A 20,141-nucleotide genomic window follows, 5' to 3' on the forward strand; every position below is an offset into this window, starting at 1 on the left:
TCGTCCGTGCCGATTTAAGTGTGACGGCATGAGCTGGATCTACATGGGGCCCGCCAGCGGTGTTCGTCGACGGCGGGTGGGGAGGGCACATGCGTTTCAATCTCGATCGGTTCGCCGCCGTGACACTCGGACTTGCCATGATGGCCACATCTGCGGCCTGCGGAAACGCCAGTGACGCTTCGGAATACGGCGCGTATCCATCGCATCAAGTCAATGGAGACTACGACCAGCAGCTGAGCAGAGCCCGCGGTGTCCTCGCAGAGTCACTACGGCTGGGCGAGCGCATCGTCTACGCCACGGACATCGACCCGGAGTTGACGACCGGTCGGGGCGGCGGTGTGTCAGCCGACTTTCACGGCCTGAATTCCACGGTCATCTCGGCACCGGAGGCGAACGCCACCAATAGCGCCGATGTACTCGGCGCGTTCGGCGCGATGGCCGCAAACAAACCGTATTCCAGCAACGACGATCAGCAGACGAAGTTCCTTGGTGTCTCGATCATTGCCTTCACGGACGAGCAGAAGGCCGCTGCGGCGGCGGGCGATATGGCGCGAGCGGATTTCGAGGCGAATACCGACAACGCTCCCGTTGCCGTGGAAGCCTATCCCGCGGCATTGAGCCACTGGCGGCCGGGAGTTCCTACTCTGGGCAGCATCATGGCGTGGAAGTCGCTGGTGATCCGCGTCTATGCGCAACTACCGGACCCGGACCTCGGCCGACTGGTCGATGTCGTGACGAAAACCTATCAACGGCAATTGGATCTGCTGTCGACCTTCACGCCGACAGCGGCCAGCGAGTTGGCGAAGCTTCCGCTGGACCCGGATCATATGTTGCCCCGTCTGGTGAAGACCGGAGATTACACGCCCGACGATCACGACTTCGCGGTTTACGGACCGCACGCGTATTCCGCTCTGCTCGGCTCTCCCGCAACCGATTTCGCGGCGAACGCGGAGCGTGGCGTGAGCGCGATCGCGGTATCGTACAACAAACATCTCTTTCGGCTGCGCGACGAAGCCGGCGCCGAAGCGTACGCGGGCTATCTCGCCGGTATGCACTCCGACGCGGACTACGCGCCGATTCGCAATGGCACCGGCAACTCCGCTGTTACGTGCTACCAAGCGACGAAACAGTTGACGCAGACCCTGGATGCACGCCGCTTCCGCTGCCTCGTCGTACGGGGCGAATACGTGGCCATGGTCTACAGCAATGCCGACACCGATGCACGGGAGCTGGCCGCAGCTCAGTACTCGGTAATGGGAGGGGCAGCATGAAGTCTCTGACGCCACAGGACCCGCGCTCGCTGGGATCCAATCGCATGATCGCGGTCATCGGCCGCGGCGGCATGGGCAGGGTGCTACTGGGCCGCACGCCCACTGGAAGACTCGTGGCGGTCAAGCAGATTCACGCCCATCTGGCCGGAGATCCGTCCTTCCGCGCGCGGTTCAGCCAGGAGGTGGAGTCGAGTCGGCAGGTAACCGGTGCATACACCGCCGCTGTCCTCGACAGCGATATCGTGCCGGAGAGTCCTTGGCTGGCAACCGAATACATCGATGGGCCGGACCTGGAGACGGTCGTCAAGGAATGCGGTCCCCTGCATTTGGGCGGCCTGCGCCTACTGGCCGCCGGACTGGCCTCCGCCCTGGTGGAGATTCACCGAGCCGGCCTGGTTCATCGAGATCTGAAGCCCGGCAACGTCCTGCTCACACCGGAGGGACCTCGGGTCATCGATTTCGGCATTGCCCGCGCACAGGACGGGGCGGCGCAACTCACTGCCACCGGCGCCGTAGTCGGCTCACCCGCGTACATGTCTCCGGAGCAGGCCGAGGGCAGGCCGCTGACGCCTGCCTCCGACGTGTTCTCGGTCGGTGCGATGCTGACGATGGCCGCAACCGGCGCGAGCCCCTTCCCCGGCAGTTCCACCCCGCAGATTCTGTACAACCTCATGCACACGCCCCCGAATACAGAAGGGGTGCCGGAGCCATTGCGCGGTCTGGTCGATGCCTGCCTGTCTCAGAATCCCGAGCAACGGCCGACTGCGGAAGACCTGCTGACAGCGGCGGCTCGCATTCCCGCCGAACCGGCATGGCCGGCGACGGCGAAATCCCGGATAGCCGCGCATCGAGCCGATTCCGACTGGTGGGTGCAGACGTCGGAGAGAGAGCTGCGGAACCGAGAGCAGCTGGAAAACCTCACGATTCGCCGTCGCGCTCTACTGAAGCGAATCGCTTTCGCCGCAGTCCTCGTACTGCTGATGGGTGCCGCCATCGTGGCGGTGAGCCGGTGGGCGACGATGAGTGGGCACGCACAGCCTCAGGCGGATCCGTCACTGACCCTCACCCCAATGGAACTGCAGATGCTCGATGCCTGCAAAGTGCTGGATTTGACGATCCCGAAACTTGGCACACGGACCGCGGATTTGAACAAGACCGGCGACGGGTGTGGCACCCAGATCACCGATGCCGGCAATCGGAAGGTACGGATGGATCTGAGCACAATCGCCTCGGTCTCGGAGACCGAGAAGTATTCGAAGCCGATCGGCGCCGCCGTGGCATGGACTCCGATCCTGGGAGACAAAATCACGGGCCGAATGTGCAAGCGCTCCATCATCACCCAGAGCGGCGGGCCGTCCGTGCTGACGCTGTCCACGGACGTCACCGACGGTGACGGCTGTCCGCTCGCACAGCAGGGACTGACCGCCATCGTGCAGCAGCTGACGCGCTATGTGCCACTGCTACCGCTGCCACGGAATTCGATCTTGCGTGTCCCGCCGTGTTCCCTGCTCGATGAGAGGCTGGCGCAGAGCATTAGCGGCGATCCCGCTCGCCGCGAGGAGACCTCGTCGTACTGCGTGGTGGACGGGAGCGACGCATACCTCAGCGTCAATCTCGAGGAGGCGATGCGACCGGACAAGGACAGCCTGAACAGCACTGTGCAGACTGGCCAATTCACCTCCTACATCAGGAATGTCTGGCTGAAGTCACCGGGGAAGTCCTGTGAAATCGGATACATGGCCAGGCCGACCACAGGGGACAACGCGGAGCTGGTCACTGTTCACGTGGACAACTGGTCGCCGGCCACAGATTCATGCGACAAGGTCAAAACAGTGTTGGCCGACTTGATCCCACGACTACCGAAGTCATGATGGTCCAGCCGCTCGCCGCAACAGAACCTCGAATCATCGGCCGGTACCACGTTCTCGGCCTGCTGGGTTCGGGCGGCATGGGTCGAGTTCTCCTGGGTATCGGTCCCGATGGAAGGTTCGTCGCGATCAAGCAGGTGCATCCACATCTGCTCGGCGAACACGAGTACCGGGCTCGGTTCCGGCGCGAAGTGACCGCCAGCACCAGGGTGTCGGGTGCATTCACCGCTCCAGTCGTCGATTTCGATGTCGATAGCGGGAATCCTTGGCTGGCTTCGGTTTTCGTTGTAGGTGTGTCACTGGACACGGTGATCTCGGAGTTCGGCCCACTACCGCCGCCCGCAGTTCTTGCCCTGGCCGCCGGCCTGGCAGTGGCGCTGCAGGACATCCATCGCGTCGGACTGGTGCATCGAGATCTCAAGCCTGCCAATGTCATGCTGACCGCGAACGGGCCGCGCGTAATCGACTTCGGGATCGCGCAGATGACGGAAAGTCCGGGCGGCCTGACCGAAACCGGTTCCACACTGGGGTCTCCCGCGTATATGTCGCCCGAGCAGGCTTCGTCCGAGACGGTCACGGCCGCCAGCGACATGTTCTCGCTCGGCTCGTTGCTGGTTATGGCAACGACCGGACAGAGTCCCTTCGCCGGGCAATCGCTGGCCTACACCCTGTTCAGCATTGTGCACATCGAGCCCGATCTGGAACGGGTGCCACCTGAGTTGCGCGAGATCGTGTCCGCCTGCCTGCACAAGGATCCACGGCAGCGACCGACTCCCGCCCAATTGCTGAATCGAATAGGCTGGTTACCGGAGGGGACTGCGTCCTGGCCCGTTCCGGTACAGCAGGCCATTCAGCGCCAAGAGGATTCGCTGGCCTCGCTGACCGCTGACCCCCTTGCCACCCAAATATTTTCACGGAATGGCTCAGCACAGACCGGAGCGACAGGGTTCGCGACGCGGAGAGCAGGCGGCACGGCTGGTCGACGCAGACTCCGGCGGAACGTGCTCCTTTCCGTAATGCTGACAATGATCCTCGTGGCCGCTGGACTCACTTGGATCAGCCTGTCCAGCAGCCCCTCCCAGCCGGACGCCGCCGGATCGCTGCTCACCCGCTTGCGTACCGCCGATACTTGCGCATGGTTGCGACAGGCCATGCAAGGATCGGTGCCGCCGGAGTCTGGTTGGCCCGCCGATATGTCGACATGGAAGTGGAGCCAGGACTGGATCTGGGGATGCCAGGCAGCGACCACCGGACAGTCGCTGGTCGTCACGCCTGGCGCCGATATCACCACATTGCATCCGACGGGTCGGACAGTGGGCGGGCTGCCCCTCCTGGTCCGGGATGACAATGCCCCCCCGACGTCCTGCGAACGTGCCGTGAATCTCAGTGCACCAGAACAGAACTGGGGTATCAAAGTACAACTCAATAGGGCGAGCTCGTGCGATTTTGCCGAGAAGATCCTCGCAGCTCTACTGCCCACTCGGGAAAGCCCGCCGCAAACCGCCGACTCCCATTCCCTGGCAGAGGTCGATCCGTGCGGACTCACGACGCACGACGAGTTGAACGCTCTGGTCGGCCCGCTCGCCAGCTCCGACCCGGTACAGGACGCGCACTCCTGCCAGTGGCAGGGATCGGCCTCGGTCAAGCTGGAACTGCACCTGGCGGATTCGTCGTACCCTGCCGTCCAGTCACCTGTGGATCTGGACAATGGCATACGCGTATATACCGCCGGATACCCCGTGGATGCCCTCTGCGCCCTCTTCTACCCGTATCGCACCGTGGAGTTCGAGCGGGAGATCGTAGTGGTGACTCTGGACGGCAGAGACGGTGACCACGACAAGCTCTGCACCGCAACCAAATCGCTTCTCCAGTCGGTCATCGGCAGACTGCCGAAGCCGAGCTGATCGAGGCCGCCAACACCTGCGCGGTCCGGGCCACCCTCGGGTCCGGACCGCGCAGATGCTCCCTACCAAGCGGGAAGTCGACGCCTTCCGGCGAGCACATCACGCACGAGATCATCGTAGGCATCGGACAATTCAGCCAAATGGTGCCAAGTGCCGTGCAGCATTTCATCATTGGCGTCGAGGGTCATCAACGCGTGGTGTGCGCGAATAGACGCCTCGGCCAATCTATCTATGACCGATCCGACCGTTTCGGTGTGCAACGTGGCGCCCAGCCGATGCTGGGGCACGGAGCGCGCGATCCAATCGTCAATGGCCATCACCAATTCGATGCGCCGCCGCTTGTTCTCGATAATGGCGGTCGGATCGGTTTCCGGCCCGGTGCCACCGCGTCCCACCACGCGTCGCTCGTGCAGCACCGCGAGGTCATGGGCGAACCACAGCAGTGGTCCGCCGACGACGCGATGACCGCGGCACGCGCGCAAAAGTAGGTCCGAAGTCGGCAATAGGCCGGACGTTAGCGCTTGTGAACCGACGTCCGCATACTGATCGGACATGTCGGGCAATGCCACAACGACCGTATTAGATGTCTCCGAACCAGCCACGCTGCCTCACGTTCATCGACGTACAACACCGCATTCAGGACGTTCATTACAATAAACCTCAGAATGTGCCTGTCAAGCCTTACACGGCGATTCGGCACCCGGAGTAGACTTCGGGGCCTTGAAGCAACAACCGAGGAGCGAGATGGCGGACGGTCCGAGATACCAACGGATCGCAGACCTCCTCCGCGAGGAGATCCGCGCCGGCAAGTGGAACCCGGGCGATCGACTACCAAGCCACAATGAGCTGGCCGATCAGATGCAGGTCTCGATCACCACCGCTCGCAATGCGATTCAGCTCCTGGTTGCCGAAAACCTGGTGTACACAGCGACTTCCCGCGGCACCATTGTGCGCAGCCAGGAAGTGCTGGAATCGGTTGTCACCAACCACATTCGCCCCGATCGGCCCCGTGCTGCCCACGATATCTTCGTGGAAATCGCGCGGGCCGCCGGCCGGGAGCCGTCCAAACAGTTCAGCGCGCGCATGGAACCGGCGAGTCCGGAGGTGGCGCACTGGCTGGGCGTGGAACGTGATGCGTGGGTGGTCTCGCGCACGGTCATGCAGTATCTGGACAATGAGCCGTGGTCGTGGGAGGTCAGCTTCTACCCGCGAGATCTGGCGGAGGCCACCGGAATCGACATACCGCACGACATTCCGGAGGGCACGACACGCCGACTCGCCGAGCGTGGTTTCGCGGAAACCGCGCATCGGGATACCGTCGTCGCGCGCCCAGCCACTGCTGAGGAGGCGGCCGTGCTCGGTGTCGGGCCCGGCACCATCCTGCTCGATCACCTGCGGATCGGCGCAAACCATGAACGCATCACCCGCGTCACCCGCCATCGATCCACGGCGGCCCGCAACCGTCTGGCTTACGAGCTGGGCGACGACCCAGGTACGGATATCATTCGCAAAACTCTCGGCGCCCCACCGCCGCCCGGCAATTCCCACTCCTTCGAGAGTTCCCTGCTACCCGGCTCACCATGACACCGCATCTACGCCCGGCTCATCATTCAGACATAGGAACCATCACCCGGTTCCGGCTCCAACGCACCAGCTGGCTGGCAGCCCGCGGTAGCGATCAATGGACCCGGGCCGGCCGAGGTCTGCCCATCGAGACCTTCGTCCGGTCCGTGGCCCGCGCCGTCCGCAATGGCGAGACCTGGATGGCCGAGATCGACGGTGAGCCCGCCGGCACCATCACCGTGAACGACCGTGCCGACGAAGGTCTTTGGTCGCCGGGCGAAATCGCCGAGGCCGTGATCGTGCACTACATGATCGTGGATCTCCGCTTCGCCGGCCACCGCATCGGTCATGCCCTGCTGGAGCATGCCGCGACCCTGGCTGCGCAAAGCAACCGGGACTGGGTCCGCCTGGATGCCTGGACCACCAATGGCGGCCTGCACGACTACTACATCCGGGCGGGCTTCCGCCAAGCCCGCTTCGCCGGGCCCGAAGCCACCGGCCCGTCGGGCGCACTCTTCGAACGGCCAACCGCCAGCTGGCTTTCCACCCGCAAGCTCCACCCCGAGCCCCTCCCCCTCGCGGCACACCCGCAGCTTCGGGCCGACATCGCCTGACGCACGAGATGACCTCGAGTGGACGTCACTGCCCAACCTCGCGCGGGCGTCACTGCCCAACCTCGCGCGGGATGTCACTGCCCGAGCACGCGGGGACGTCACTGCCCAAGCACGCGGGGACGTCACTGCCCAACCTCGCGCGGGGCGTCACTGCCCGAGCACGCGGGGACGTCACTGCCCAACCTCGCGCGGGGCGTCACTGCCCAACCTCGCGCGGGGCGTCACGGCCCAAGCACGCGGGGACGTCACTGCCCAACCTCGCGCGGGGCGTCACTGCCCGAGCACGCGGGGCGTCACGGCGACAGCTCATCGCTTGACGTTGTCGAAGATCCCGTCGGCCAGATCTTCGGCGGCACTGCACAAGTCGTCGGTATCGGTCGCGCCCGCGCGGCCCGCCATGGTGACGCGGATGTGCCCGTAGGAAGTCGGCCACTGCACGAAGCAGACCGCGAAGCCCCGATCGTCACCGTGCCCGTCGCCATCACGCTCATGCGAGGTCTCGCGTCCGCTGACCCCGTTCCCGACCCGAACATTCCGCGCGCCCGGCTCGGCCTGCATGAATTCCGTGCTGATCGACACCTTCGCGGTGACGTGCGGCTTACCCGACGTCTCCCAACTACAGGTGCGATCGGCCGATGTAGTTGTCGGAGCACTGGATTCGCCGAGGTCCGACCGCCGCCGCAACTCCGGCGTGACCAGCTGGCACGGGTCCTGCAGCTGCGCCGCGGCCATCGCCGTCGTGGTCGGCGCCGCTGGTACGACAGGTACGAATGTGGTCGGGGGCGGTGCGGCAACAGTGGTAGGCGCCGCCGCATGCCGGACGCCACCGTCCGTCTTCCCGGAATGGTTGATCGCGAGGACCGCGACTGCCAGGACGACGATCCCGCCGGTGAACACCGCGCTGACAACCTTCCACGGTGCCCGCTGAGACCGCTTGCCGCTGAACTCCTTCCGCGCGGAATCGCGCGAGTGCGAGTCCGGACCGGCCGGCCCGGCCGCAGCGGTGGTGACTCCGAACCCATCGCGCGATTCCCTGCGCGTAGCACTCCTGCCGGTGTCCATCCGCGACGTACCGGCGACCGGCCACGACGCGGTACTCACCTTGGTCTCGCCATACCCCTGGGTCTCGCCGTGTCCCTTGATCTCGCTGTACCTGTTGTTGTCGCCGTAACCGCTGTCGCCGTGCCCGCTGTTGTCGCCGTAACTGTTGTCGCCGTGCCCGTTATACCCGGCACCAGGGGCTCCCACCCGAGCTAGCGCCACCCCCGCGGCTTCGAAGAATTGCGCACAATCGTCATACCTGTCGCCCGGATTCTTGGCCAGCACCCGAGCCAGCACCTCATCCAGCTCAGCCGGCAGATCCGGCCGCACATCGGTGATCCGCGGCGGCGGCGCATTGATATGCCCCATCATCACAGCCAGCGGTTGCGCTCCGCGATAAGGGTTTTCGCCGGTCAAGAGCCGGTAGAACGAGCACCCGAGACTGTAGACATCGCTGCGAGAGTCCAGCGGTTCCCCCGACAGCTGCTCCGGCGACGCATAAGCCACCGTCGCCAGAAACGTCCCGGTGCGAGTCAACTGACTGTCGTCATCCGAAGGCTTGGCAATCCCGAAATCCGCCAGCAGCACCCGCTCCTCCCCGCTCTCCTGCGGCGCGAGCAGAAAGTTGGCAGGTTTCACATCCCGATGCAGCAGCCCACTCCGGTGGGCATAATCCAGCCCCTTACCGATCTCCCCCACAATCCGAAGCGCCCGACCAGGACTCATCGCCTCCGGATCAAGCTCCAGCGCGGTAGCAGCATCCATCCCGTTCACATACTGCAGCGCAATCCACAGATACCCCCGATCCTCCCCCTTGTTCTGCACCGCCACCACATTCGGATGATCCAGCCCCGCAGCCAGTTTCGCCTCCCGCTCGAACCGAGCCCGATACTCCGGATCGAACGCCAACTGCGGCCACAACACCTTCAGCGCGACATACCGCCCCAACGTGGGATGTTCAGCCAGATAAACCGTCCCCATCCCCCCACTACCGAGCGTCCGCTCGATCCGGTAGCCGCCCAGGATAGATCCGGTCCCGATGATCACGTGTACCCCTTCCTGCTGGGCAGACTACAGACCCGGGAGGTCGGCGATTTGTACCATCTCGTGTCCCCGGGTGCGGGAGACCAGGATGCCGCGACCAGGGGGCATCTTCGAGGGACGGACGTCGCCGATAATCTTGCCCTCATCACGCGGACCGGACATGATCAGGGCATCGACCGACATATTCTTCATGGCGCCGAGGACACCGTCGAACAGTGCGCGCGACACACCGCCCATCATCCGGGTGATGATCACGTGCATGCCGATGTCGCGGGCCTGCGGCAGATATTCGGCCAAAGGCGCCAGCGGATTCTGCCCGGAGACGGCAACCATGTCGTAGTCATCGACGATGATGTAGATTTCGGGCCCACTCCACCAACTGCGGTCACGCAGCTGCTGTGGCGTGATATCCGATCCTGGGATGCGCTTGGACAGGTAGTTGACGACCTCCATGATCATGCCGCCAGAAGTCTGTGACGAGGTCGAATACCCTGCCAACTGTTCACCTTCCAACACGCCCAGCAGGGTTCGCCGATAGTCGATGAGGATGACCCGGGCTTGTTCGGCGTTCGAGTTGTCCGCAATGCCGCGAATGATGTTACGGAGCAGCGTGGTCTTTCCGCTCTCCACGTCAGAGAAGGCCATGAGGTGGGGGTCAGTACCGAAATCGATTACCAATGGCTGCAATTCGGATTCTCCGATGCCGACGACAACCTTGGTCGGCCCCTGCTGGATGCCGTAGCCGCGGGCCAGTTGCAGAACCTCTTCCCTCGGAACATTCAGCGGCAACATCCGGACTTCCTGAGCCCGCCTAGCGCCGTACAGCGCGACCATCTGAGACTTGGCCTCGGACACGCCTGCGGCCAGCGAGTTCGAATCGGTATCGGAATCCAGCCGTGGCAGGGCGATCAGCAGGTGCAACTGGTCGGCGGTGAGACCACGCCCGGGCTTGTTCAGCGGAACATTCACCGCCGCTCGCCGCCCCATCTCCGAATCGGAAGGATCGCCGAGTCGCAGTTCGATGCGCGTACCGATCTGGTCCTTGATCGCCGGGCGAATCTCGGCCCAGCGGGAGGTACCCAGCACAACGTGAATTCCGTAGGAAAGCCCCTGAGAGCCAATGGCATTGATCTGCGGTTCGAGCATATCGAAGTCTTCTCGAATTACACCCCATCCATCGACGACGAGGAATACATCGCCGAACCGATCCTGCAGGATCGGATCGGCGATGCCCTGTGTCAGCGCCGCGTGCTTGCGCCGCCGGAATTCGGTCATGGATTCGATCCCGAGCTGACCGAAGCGCTCTTCCCGCTGGTGTAGCAGAGTGACGAGTTCAGCGACAGTGCGCCGTACCCGGTCGGAGTCGAGTTTATTGGCTACCGAACCGACGTGCGGCAGTCCGGACAGACCCGCCATACTTCCGCCACCGAAATCGAGGCAGTAGAACTGCACCTGTTCGGGCGTATGAGTGGCCGCTGCGGACATGATGATGGTGCGCAGTGTGGTGGATTTACCGGCCTGCGGACCGCCCACCACAGCCACATTGCCCTGTGCACCCGCAAGGTTGATGGTCAGCACATCGCGCCGTTGCTCGTACGGCTTGTCGATGATACCGATCGGCATCCACAGTTGCCCATGCCGATTGACGGAGGATCGCCAGTCCGGATCCGGCAGCAGCATATCGACGGTCGGCGATTCCTCGAGCGGCGGCAGCCACACCTCGTGGGCCGGTCGGCCATGTCCGGTAAGGCGCTTGACGACGACTTGCAGCAGACTGTCAGGAATGCCTTCGTCGGTGGGTGGTGGAGGCGGCAACAGATCGAGCGGGTCGGAGGGCGTTTCCGGCAACGCCAGCAGCGCGACTGGTCCGGCGGTGAATTCACGTGGGGGCGCCTCGGCGACCTCGCGGCCCCCCGCCTGCCTGGCGGTGCGCGGTGCGACATAGGGCCCTGACACATAGGTCGCGTTGAACCGCAGGGGATCCGACGAGTCGCTCTTCAGATAGCCTGAACCGGGCACACCAGGCAGGTGGTAGGCATCGGTAATACCTAGGACGGCCCGAGATTCATTGGCGGAGAACGTGCGCAGGCCGATCCGATAGGACAGGTGCGAGTCGAGCCCGCGCATCTTGTTCTCTTCCAGGCGCTGCGACGCCAGCAGGAGGTGAACGTGTAGCGACCGCCCCAGTCGGCCGATCATCACGAACAGATCGGCGAAATCCGGTTTCTGCGAGAGAAGTTCGGAGAACTCGTCGATAACGACGAACAACGCGGGTAGCGGATCGAGCGGCACACCAGCCGAACGGGCCTTCTCGTACTCCGTGACATTCGCGAAATTGCCTGCGGTGCGCAGCAATTCCTGACGCCGGTTCATCTCACCGGCGAGCGCGTCACGCATACGGTCGACGAGTGAGAGTTCTTCCTCGAGGTTGGTAATGACAGCCGCGACATGCGGTAGCGGATCCATACCCAGGAACGTCGCACCGCCCTTGAAGTCGACCAGCACCAGATTCAGCTGATCTGGCGAGTGCGTGGCGACCATCGATAACAGCAGGGTACGAAGAAATTCCGACTTGCCCGATCCGGTCGCACCGATGCACAGACCGTGCGGGCCCATTCCGTTCTCAGCCGATTCCTTGATGTCGATCTCGACAGGCGTGCCGTCCGGTGTGACGCCGATCGGCACTCGCAAGCGCTCACGCCCCTGACGCGGCCGCCACACTTTCGACGGGTCGATCTGCGCGGCATCCGGAATCTTCAACAGCGACATGAGGCCTGGATCGGTGGTCGTGGTGTTGTCACCGAGGCTGACGATCTGTGCGGCGGTGGCAATACGGAAGCGGGCGAGGGTTCGCGAAAAGGCCTCCGCCTCTGCAAGGCTCACCTGATCCGCAGTGGCGAACTTCTCGATACCAGCTGAGCTCTTGGCGAAGACATCGCCGCCGGACGCGACCAATTGCAGACCGCGCCGCGCCGCGAGACTGTTTTCGGAAGAACTGAGATCGATCACAGTGACCGCGTCTAGCCCGGATTCACTGATGAGTCGTTCGGTACCACTCACATATCCGTCATCGATGATCACGACGAGGTGCAAACGCCCCTGTGTCGGTTGCGGATTCCGCATGAATCGGCCGCGCTCGAGCAGATCGTCCGCCAGCGCTGTCTCCAGCTCACCGAGCGAACGGTAGATCATACGGGCCGCGCCCATACCATCGCGCTGGCTCGTATGTTGCAGGTGCGGAAGCCATTTCGCCCATGACCAATTCTCCGAATCCGGATCCGCGCACACGATCGCAACGGCAACATGGTCGGGCCCGTGAAATGCGGTGAGTTCGATGAGCATGGCCCACACCATGCTTCGCGTATCCGCGGCCGGTCCCTCGACGTTGATGGCAGGAAAGGCACGCAGCGAAACGGCGGTCGGCAGATGATGAACGACCGAGTGGGTGCGCACAAAACGGCGAAGCGCCACAGTGGAGACCGGCTCCAGATCTTCCAGCGGCCCGGTCTCGGGCCGCGCGAGTTTGGCTGCGAGCCGGTGAGTTCCGATGCCGACGCGCACATGCCCGAAGTCCGGATCGTTCGGCCGTCGCTCCCACATACGCCGAGTGCCGATTACCGAAAGCAGGTCGGCGGGCTCCGGATGACTCCACACCAGCGTTTCCAACTGCTTGAGCGCGGTGCGCCGCACCTCCCGTCGAGTCTGGTCCAGATACCGGAAGTAGTCCTTGCGCTCCTCGTTGAGCTCACCGGCGCTCTTGGCCCCGCCGCTCTTACCCATGAACATGCCCGCCATCGACATGATCATCATCATCGGGAACATCATCATCATCGGGTTGGTCAGGATGGATTTGCCCATCATGGCCATCATTCCGATCATGCCGACCATCGCGACGATCATCACCACCGGCATGAGCTTGCTCAGCAGCGAACCCGCCACCGCCCGTGGGATTTCCGGCGGCGGTGTGAGCGCCATCTCGCCGCCGGGCGCGCGCGGCGGTGCGATGCGGGGTCTGCGGACGAAACCTTCGGTAGCCATGAGTGTTTCTCCGGTCGTTACGAGTCGAGGTCGGGCAGCTCGTCGTCGCGGCGTGCGCGGCGGAATGGAATCGACAGTGCGAGACCGATTCCCAGCGCGGCGAGGCAGACGAGGGACCCGATGGTGGCGACGAGACGCGGCAGCCGCGCGGGGCCCGCCGGTTTCTCGGGCGCGGGGAAGGCACGGGCCTTATCGGCTCCGGCGCTCACCGGTTGGTCGGGCAGCTGTGCGGTGAGGGCGGCGAGCGGATCGATGAGTCCGTACCCGATGCGATCGTCACGCCCGGTGCCGGGACCGTGCGCGGTACGGGTGATCCGATCCATGACCTGCTGTGCGGTCATATCCGGAAACTTGGCACGCACGAGTGCGGCGAGCCCGGCAACGTAGGGCGCGGCGAAACTGGTGCCATTGATCGGCGCCAGACCCGACTGACCCACAACAGCATTGACCAGCCCGGTACCACCGGGCTTGCTGTCGAGCGAAGTGATATTGCGCCCCACCGCGGCCACATCCACCCAGGGCCCGTACAGCGTGAACTTCGACGGACTGCCATCAGGATCGACGGATCCGACGGTCAGCACATACGGGTTGAACCAGGCCGGACTGGCCACGGTTTTCACCTTGCCCCAGCCGTTTTCGTCGTTCTGCGTGCCACATCCGGTGCTGCTGTCCACATTTCCGGCAGCGACCACCACAACCACATTGCGGTCGTAGGCATAGCGAGTAGCGGCCCCGAGCGCACCGTCGGCATTGTCGCCTCCCGCTGTGGAACAGGCGACTTCGGAAATATTGATGACCGTCGCACCCATATCGACGGCACGTACCACGGCCGCCGCGAGGGTGAGCATATTGCCGTAGCCGGACGTGCTGATGGCCCCGGGCTGTGAGTCGGTGTTCGCGTCCTTGGCCTTGTAGGCCTCACTGAACTGCCGTATGGCCAAAATCTGAGCATCCGGTGCGACGCCGACAAAGGCATCGTCCGGGCTGGGTTGCGCGGCGATGATGCCCGCGACAAAGGTGCCGTGGCCATCGCAATCAACCGTGCCGTCGCTATCGGACGAGACGTAGTCACCACCGGCCTGCAGACCGGGCAGCCGCGGATGCCGGTTCACACCGGTATCGATGACCGCGACCTTCTGCCCCGCACCCCGGCTGAACTGCCATGCCGCGGACAGATCGAGCACCCGCTGCGAAACTGGTTCATCACGCGGCGCAGCGCCGTTCAGCGCGGGTTCGGCGCAGGTTTGATTTTGTTGGGTGGTCACCAGCGGCGCGGGCTTGCTACTGAGCGCCTGCGCCTGCGCCAGCGCGCCGAGATCCACGGTCGGCGGCGCCACCGTTTCCAGCGGCCGCGCCGTCGCCGTCCCCTGCGGGCTCAGCAGCGCAACGCCGAGAACGGCTGCGGCGCACACTATTCGCGCCCAGCTCCCGGAGAGCGATCTCATATGTTGCGCGCCATCGAGTAGACATCGGCGAGCCACAGCACCAGCGGGACGATCGACACGATCAGGCCGTATTCGAAAATCTCGTTCAAGCGCCGGGTCACCGGAGTCACCTCGATGTGCGGACCGATCACGCCGAACACGATCGCGCCTATGGCGAAGGCGAGCAGCAGTCCGGCCGAGACGAGCAGATTATCTGAATCGTCGAGCGCCAGCAGCACCACGAGTGCGATGAAAGTGGCGCAGCCACCGGCGATCAGGACGCACGCCTGCGTGAGATCCGCGAAGGCGCGGCCTCGCAGACACAGAATGATGGTGACGACAACCGCGAGCGCGATGCCCTGCCAGCGCGTCGCACCGAGTGGATCGGCGGCCCCGAGCGCACCGGCGGTCGCACCGATGGCACTGCCCACAATCATGCCGGTCTGGAAGTGATTGGCGGTGCGAGCACGCAATCCGAGCCCGTGCGCCGACGGCAGTACGGTCGCGCCGATGGCGCCGATGCCTTCGATGGTCGGCCGCGGTTCGTGGTCGGCGGGATCGATGGCTTCACCCGCGGACGGCACCGGCGGCACCGGCAGCCTGGCCAGCATGGCAGCCAGTCGCGGCACCATCGACAGCAGCACGATCGAGGCAACCAGCACGCCCGCTGCGAGTTTCGGCAGGTCGGTGTCCCAGACCATGCGAACCGCGGCGGCCACGCCGAGGAACACGGCGGTGGTGACCACCGCCGCGACAATCGCAGCGCCCGCCCGGACCATCCGATAACCGATGATGGCGACCAGCAGCGCGGCCGAAGCGCCCAGCAGCACATGCGGACTGCCGAGCGAGCCGGGCACCGCCAGCGCGGCGCCACCGAAGGTGAGCAGCAGCAAGCACAGCATGAGCACTGTTGCGGTCAGCTCATCGGCGTATTTGCGTTCGGCGATGATGGCCGCGACCAATGCGCCGATGCCCACGCCCAGCAGCATGATCGGTGCGACAAAATTGTCGCCCGCACCACGCGATATCGCACCGAGCACCAGCGCGAACACCACAGCCACGACGGCGGCGGACAGCCCGGTCCAGCGCGCGGCGCCGGCCGACCAGCCACGGAATTCCTCTGTGGTGAGCCGGGATACGGCATCGATCACATCGTCGAAGAGCGCAGGCGCTTCCTTGGCGGCGACGGATCGCAGCACGAGCAGCTCACCGTCGTACACCTCGGCATCATTGAGCGTCTGGCTCGGCGCGATCATGTCGCGACCGAGTTTGGCCAGCGTCCAATGCTGCGGCTGCAGCGGTGTTCCCCCCTCCTCGCCTCCGGTCGGATCCGGATTGCGAGATTCGATGAGCTGCACCAGATCGCCGATGAAAGCGGCGATCGGTGCGTTTGCCGGCAGACCGACGTCGAGCTGGGTATTCCCCCCGATGACGGACACTCGGCACAATTCGGGTTCAGCGGCGCCCAAGCCGCTGATCGACTGTGCGGTCACGTGTTGAACTGCTCCCTCACCCTTAGTAACAGTTGCCGCCCCAGGGCGGTTAACCATAATGTATCCGACTGACCGCTACTGTGCGATCTGCACGGGTGGGTGGGGATTGTGAACGAAAGCCTAACCAGGTTCAACGAATTCGGGGTTCGACTACGATGATCGACACTCGCCAGGCACAACGCGCCTTCGACGCGGGGGTGCTCTCTCTGGGGTTGAGCATCGACGGGCAGGAGTCCAACAAGGATCTCGAGTACGCGAAGCTGGCCTTTCAGCGCGCGACCGAGTGGGACCCCACCATGTGCGACGCCTGGCTCGGCCGGGCCGTCGCCGGTGAGGTAACCAAGGACGTTCTGTACAACCTGTACAAGACCAGCACCACCTCGCTGGCCCGGGAGCAGCGCCGGTTGGGGCTGCCGCCGCGGATGCTTGCTGGACGTTTCCTGCCGGGCCTCTACATCGATTACCCACTGTCCAGTTTCACCGAAATCTGGCTCGCGTACGCCGCACATCTCATCACCGACAAGCAGTTCGACGAGGCCGAGATCGTGCTCGACGAGCTGGCCAAGCACCGTCGAGCGCGAGCCGGCGAACCGGACTTCGAAATCGACGGCCGGGTCAGCTCTTACGTGCGCGGCATCCTGCACTACAACACCCAGCGCTGGCCGGACGTCATGACCGTGCTGGCCGGATCGGACGCCTGGGAAGATCCCTATCTGGCCGCTGGCGCACATGTGATGGTCGGCACAGCCTGCGCGCAATTGGGACTTTTCGGCGAGGCCATTCGCCGGATGGAAAAGGCCGAGGCCGGTCCGATTCCGGCGGCCCGCACCGCCGCCATGTTCTGCCGCGGCCTGTGCCTGCGCGAGAACGGCGAGGCCGATGAGGCGCAATCGCTGTTCGAGAAGGTGTATTCGCAGGCACCGGATTTCGATGCCAATACCGCCGCCATGCGCGACCGCACCTACCGCATCACGATCACCTCCAAGGAGGTGATCGACGCCCGCACCGATAAGTGGGATCCGGCCACCGCCGCATCCCTGGAGGAGAAGAAGCAGGCCGAGAACGAGGACCGCGCCAAGACGATCCTGGCCGAGGCGCGTGCCGAACTGGATAGGCAGATCGGGCTCACCGCGGTGAAGACCCAGGTGGCCAAGCTGCAGTCGAGTGCGCAGCTGGCCCGCATCCGCGCGGAGAAGGGTCTGTCGAGCTCCGCGCGCGGTCAGCACCTGGCCTTCACCGGCCCGCCCGGAACCGGTAAGACCACCATTGCCCGCGTGGTCGCCAAAATCTATTGCGGCCTGGGCATTCTCAAGACCGAGAAGGTCGTCGAGACCAAGCGCTCCGACTTCGTCGGCCAGCACCTCGGCTCGACGGCCATCAAGACCGACAAGCTGATCGATACCGCCATGGACGGTGTGCTCTTCATCGATGAGGCGTACACGCTTATCCAGACCGGACTTTCGGGCGGTGACGCCTTCGGCCGCGAGGCCGTGGACACACTGCTGGCCCGCATGGAGAACGACCGCTCGCGCCTGGTGGTCATCATCGCCGGCTACGACGGCGAGATCGATCGCTTCCTGGCCGCCAATGACGGCCTGGCGTCCCGCTTCTCCAAGCGCCTGCAATTCCCGTCCTACACCGCGCCCGAACTCGGCGAAATCGGTCAGGTCATTGCCAATTCGCGCGATTCGGAGCTGTCCGAGGGCGCGCTGCAGCAGCTGGTGCACACCTGCCAGAAGCTGTACGACCTGGAGAGCACCGATCAGAGCGGACTGTCCCGCCGCGGCGTGGATATGGCCGGCAACGGCCGTTTCATCCGCAACCTCATCGAAGCCGCTGAGGAAGAACGCGAATTCCGGCTCGCCAATGACGAGTCGATCGACCTGAGCGAGATCGACGAGGCCGCGCTCATGCGCATCGAAGCCCCCGATATGAAGGCCGCGCTGACCACGCTGCTCACCTCGCTCGGCCTGTCATCTGCCACAGACTGAGGGGGCTCGCTGTGACCAATCCCGAACTGCGTTCGGATGAACTCTGGTTGTTCCGGGTGCTACCACTGCGCCTGGTCATACCGGTAGCGCTGGTGGGGGTACTGGCTTCGCTTGTGACCGTCGCCTGCCATACGCCCTGGTGGGCAATAGCTTTGGCGGGAGCACTGCCCGTATTGATCGGCCTGGCGCCGGTGCGCGGCAAGGCGATCGGCCTGCGCCTGGGCAGCTGGGTGGCCTTCCGCTGGCGGCAGTTCGGGAACCGCACAGTCGACGAGTCGACCCAGTTCGACGTGCCGCTGCCCGACGGCGGCAGCTACGGATTGCGCTGGGACGGAACGCTGCTCACCACCATGCTGCGCATCGACACCCCGCCCGACACCCTGACGCTGCTCCGCCGCGGCTCACTGAGCACCGATCAGCTGCTGCCGCTGGCCGAAATCGCTTCCTGCCTCAGGCAATACGATGTCGAGCTGGATTCGGCCGATGTGATCAGCACCGGCACCCGCACGGCGGGCACCGAGGCCGTGCTGTCGGGCTACGCGGCCAGCATCGCGCCGCTGGGCCGGCTGTACGACGAAATCCTCGGCCCGCTACCGGCTATCGCACACCGCACGGTGTGGCTGGTGCTGCGCCTGAACCCGCTGACCAATACCAAGGCCGTGCACAACCGCGGCGGCGGCCCGGAGGGCGCACTGCGCGCGGCGATCGTCGCCACCCGCCGAGTCGCCAATCGCCTTGCCGCCCGCGGCATTACGGCCTCGGTGCTCACCACGTCCGAAATGACGGCCGCCACCCGCGAATTGACCCGGGGCATCCCGCTGAACGAATTCGTGGAAACCCCGAAGTACCTCGAACACAACGGTGTTCACCTCACCAGCTTCCAGGTCGACCCCGCGCTCTTCACCGCGGACGGCCTGGCCTCGGTCTGGTCGGTACGCAGCCTGGCCACCACAGTCACCGTGCGCCTGCGCCCCGCCCCGTCCACCACGCCCGACCGCCAGGACGAGTTCATCGAGGTCGACGCCCGAGTCCGCTACGACACCCCCCAGTCCTTCGACGAGCCGCCCGTCCTCGGCCTCCGCGAACTCCCCCAGCGCCAATTGTGGTCCCTCACGGACACTCTCGCCTTCGGCGCCCAGGAACTCCAGACCCGCACCCACCGCGGCCCGGTGAGCGCCCTGGCCGATATCGCGGTGCCCACGGCAGGCTGCGGCCAGCTCATAGGCGCCGACGCCACCGGCCGAGGAATCGCAGTGCCGCTCATCGGCAACGGTTCCCGCCGCATCGACATCATCTCCGACCTCCACCTGGCCCAACAGGTCATCCTCCGCGCTATCGCCCTCGGCGCCGGCGCCGTAGTCCACACCGCCCGCCCCTGGGCCTGGCAGAGCATGGTCACCAATGTCGGTGCCACCCACGCCCTCTCCCTGGCCTCCTCGGTCACCCACAGCTCCCGCAACAGCGTCATGACCTCCCGCGCCCCGAACCCCGCCGCCACCGTCATCGTCTTCGACGGCGTCCCCTCCACGACTCCGCCCGGCTCCGCCACGGTCATAACCCTGCACGAATCCCTTCCCCTGAACTATCAGCCCGACTCCGACGTGACGATCGTCCAGCACCCCGACGCGCCCCACACCGTCACGGTGCACACCCCGGCGCGGAGAACCACCGCACAGCTCGTCACCACACCAACCGAGCAGCATTACATCGGCGGAGACATCAGCTACCGCTGAATCCATATGGTGGCTTTTGCGCATTACAACTATCAGAGCTGTAATCTTCGAGCCCAAGTCAGGTTTCAACCTGTAACGGTCATCGGTGGCTCAGCGCTTCGGAAGCTTGCCAGCGATCTCTCGTAAGTCGGATTCCGCACCGGAGCCTCGAGCCGAA

Annotated in this window: 12 protein-coding genes; 7 read left to right on the forward strand and 5 right to left on the reverse strand. The window is 64.6% G+C overall.

The window, feature by feature from the left end; translation table 11 throughout:
• The first annotated feature begins 59 nt into the window (after nt 1-59).
• From OG716_RS26990 to OG716_RS27000, 3 genes are read left to right on the forward strand one after another with little or no spacing between them, the layout of a single operon-like run.
• On the forward strand, nt 60-1,271 hold the full coding sequence (locus tag OG716_RS26990) for a hypothetical protein (protein WP_405133461.1): 1,212 nt from the start codon (nt 60-62) through the stop codon (nt 1,269-1,271).
• Complete coding sequence (locus tag OG716_RS26995; protein WP_405133462.1) at nt 1,268-3,142, forward strand: serine/threonine-protein kinase; 1,875 nt, start codon at nt 1,268-1,270, stop codon at nt 3,140-3,142. Before OG716_RS26990 ends, OG716_RS26995 begins: the two co-directional genes overlap by 4 nt.
• Nucleotides 3,142-5,043 (forward strand): serine/threonine-protein kinase, encoded by a 1,902-nt coding sequence (locus OG716_RS27000; RefSeq protein WP_405133463.1) that lies wholly within the window; start codon nt 3,142-3,144, stop codon nt 5,041-5,043. Before OG716_RS26995 ends, OG716_RS27000 begins: the two co-directional genes overlap by 1 nt.
• A gap of 62 nt (nt 5,044-5,105) precedes the next feature.
• Here OG716_RS27000 and OG716_RS27005 read toward each other — a convergent pair whose 3' ends face one another.
• Complete coding sequence (locus OG716_RS27005; protein ID WP_405133464.1) at nt 5,106-5,612, reverse strand: DUF4254 domain-containing protein; 507 nt, start codon at nt 5,610-5,612, stop codon at nt 5,106-5,108.
• Nucleotides 5,613-5,787: 175 nt separating this feature from the next.
• Between OG716_RS27005 and OG716_RS27010 the strand changes: the two genes are divergently transcribed.
• Both OG716_RS27010 and OG716_RS27015 read left to right on the forward strand, forming a co-directional pair.
• The gene (locus tag OG716_RS27010) at nt 5,788-6,627 is read left to right on the forward strand and encodes a GntR family transcriptional regulator (RefSeq protein WP_405133465.1); all 840 of its coding nucleotides are present in this window, start codon (nt 5,788-5,790) and stop codon (nt 6,625-6,627) included.
• Nucleotides 6,624-7,220, forward strand: coding sequence for a GNAT family N-acetyltransferase (locus OG716_RS27015; RefSeq protein ID WP_405133466.1), 597 nt, complete (start codon nt 6,624-6,626; stop codon nt 7,218-7,220). The genes OG716_RS27010 and OG716_RS27015 overlap by 4 nt, the downstream gene beginning before the upstream one ends.
• A 306-nt stretch (nt 7,221-7,526) precedes the next feature.
• Here OG716_RS27015 and OG716_RS27020 read toward each other — a convergent pair whose 3' ends face one another.
• The 4 genes from OG716_RS27020 to eccD are packed head-to-tail and all read right to left on the reverse strand — an operon-like array spanning nt 7,527 to nt 16,260.
• Nucleotides 7,527-9,308, reverse strand: coding sequence for a serine/threonine-protein kinase (locus tag OG716_RS27020; RefSeq protein ID WP_405133467.1), 1,782 nt, complete (start codon nt 9,306-9,308; stop codon nt 7,527-7,529).
• A 24-nt stretch (nt 9,309-9,332) separates the two neighbouring features.
• Nucleotides 9,333-13,343: a type VII secretion protein EccCa gene (eccCa, locus tag OG716_RS27025; protein ID WP_405133468.1), complete on the reverse strand. Its 4,011-nt coding sequence runs from the start codon at nt 13,341-13,343 to the stop codon at nt 9,333-9,335.
• 17 nt (nt 13,344-13,360) lie between these two features.
• Entirely contained in the window at nt 13,361-14,788 is a 1,428-nt protein-coding gene (mycP, locus tag OG716_RS27030; protein WP_405133469.1) for a type VII secretion-associated serine protease mycosin, read from the reverse strand.
• Nucleotides 14,785-16,260 carry a type VII secretion integral membrane protein EccD gene (gene eccD / locus OG716_RS27035; RefSeq protein WP_405133470.1) on the reverse strand — a complete coding sequence of 492 codons (1,476 nt, stop codon included), beginning with the start codon at nt 16,258-16,260 and terminating at the stop codon, nt 14,785-14,787. The genes mycP and eccD overlap by 4 nt, the downstream gene beginning before the upstream one ends.
• A gap of 155 nt (nt 16,261-16,415) precedes the next feature.
• On the opposite strand from eccD, the gene eccA reads away from it, so the two are divergent.
• Nucleotides 16,416-18,251, forward strand: a complete 1,836-nt coding sequence (gene eccA / locus OG716_RS27040) for a type VII secretion AAA-ATPase EccA (RefSeq protein WP_405133471.1) — start codon at nt 16,416-16,418, stop codon at nt 18,249-18,251.
• Nucleotides 18,252-18,262: 11 nt separating this feature from the next.
• On the forward strand, nt 18,263-19,984 hold the full coding sequence (gene eccE / locus OG716_RS27045) for a type VII secretion protein EccE (protein ID WP_405133472.1): 1,722 nt from the start codon (nt 18,263-18,265) through the stop codon (nt 19,982-19,984).
• Nucleotides 19,985-20,141: the final 157 nt, after the last annotated feature.

The organism is Nocardia sp. NBC_01388 (assembly GCF_045040085.1).
Taxonomy (GTDB): domain Bacteria; phylum Actinomycetota; class Actinomycetes; order Mycobacteriales; family Mycobacteriaceae; genus Nocardia.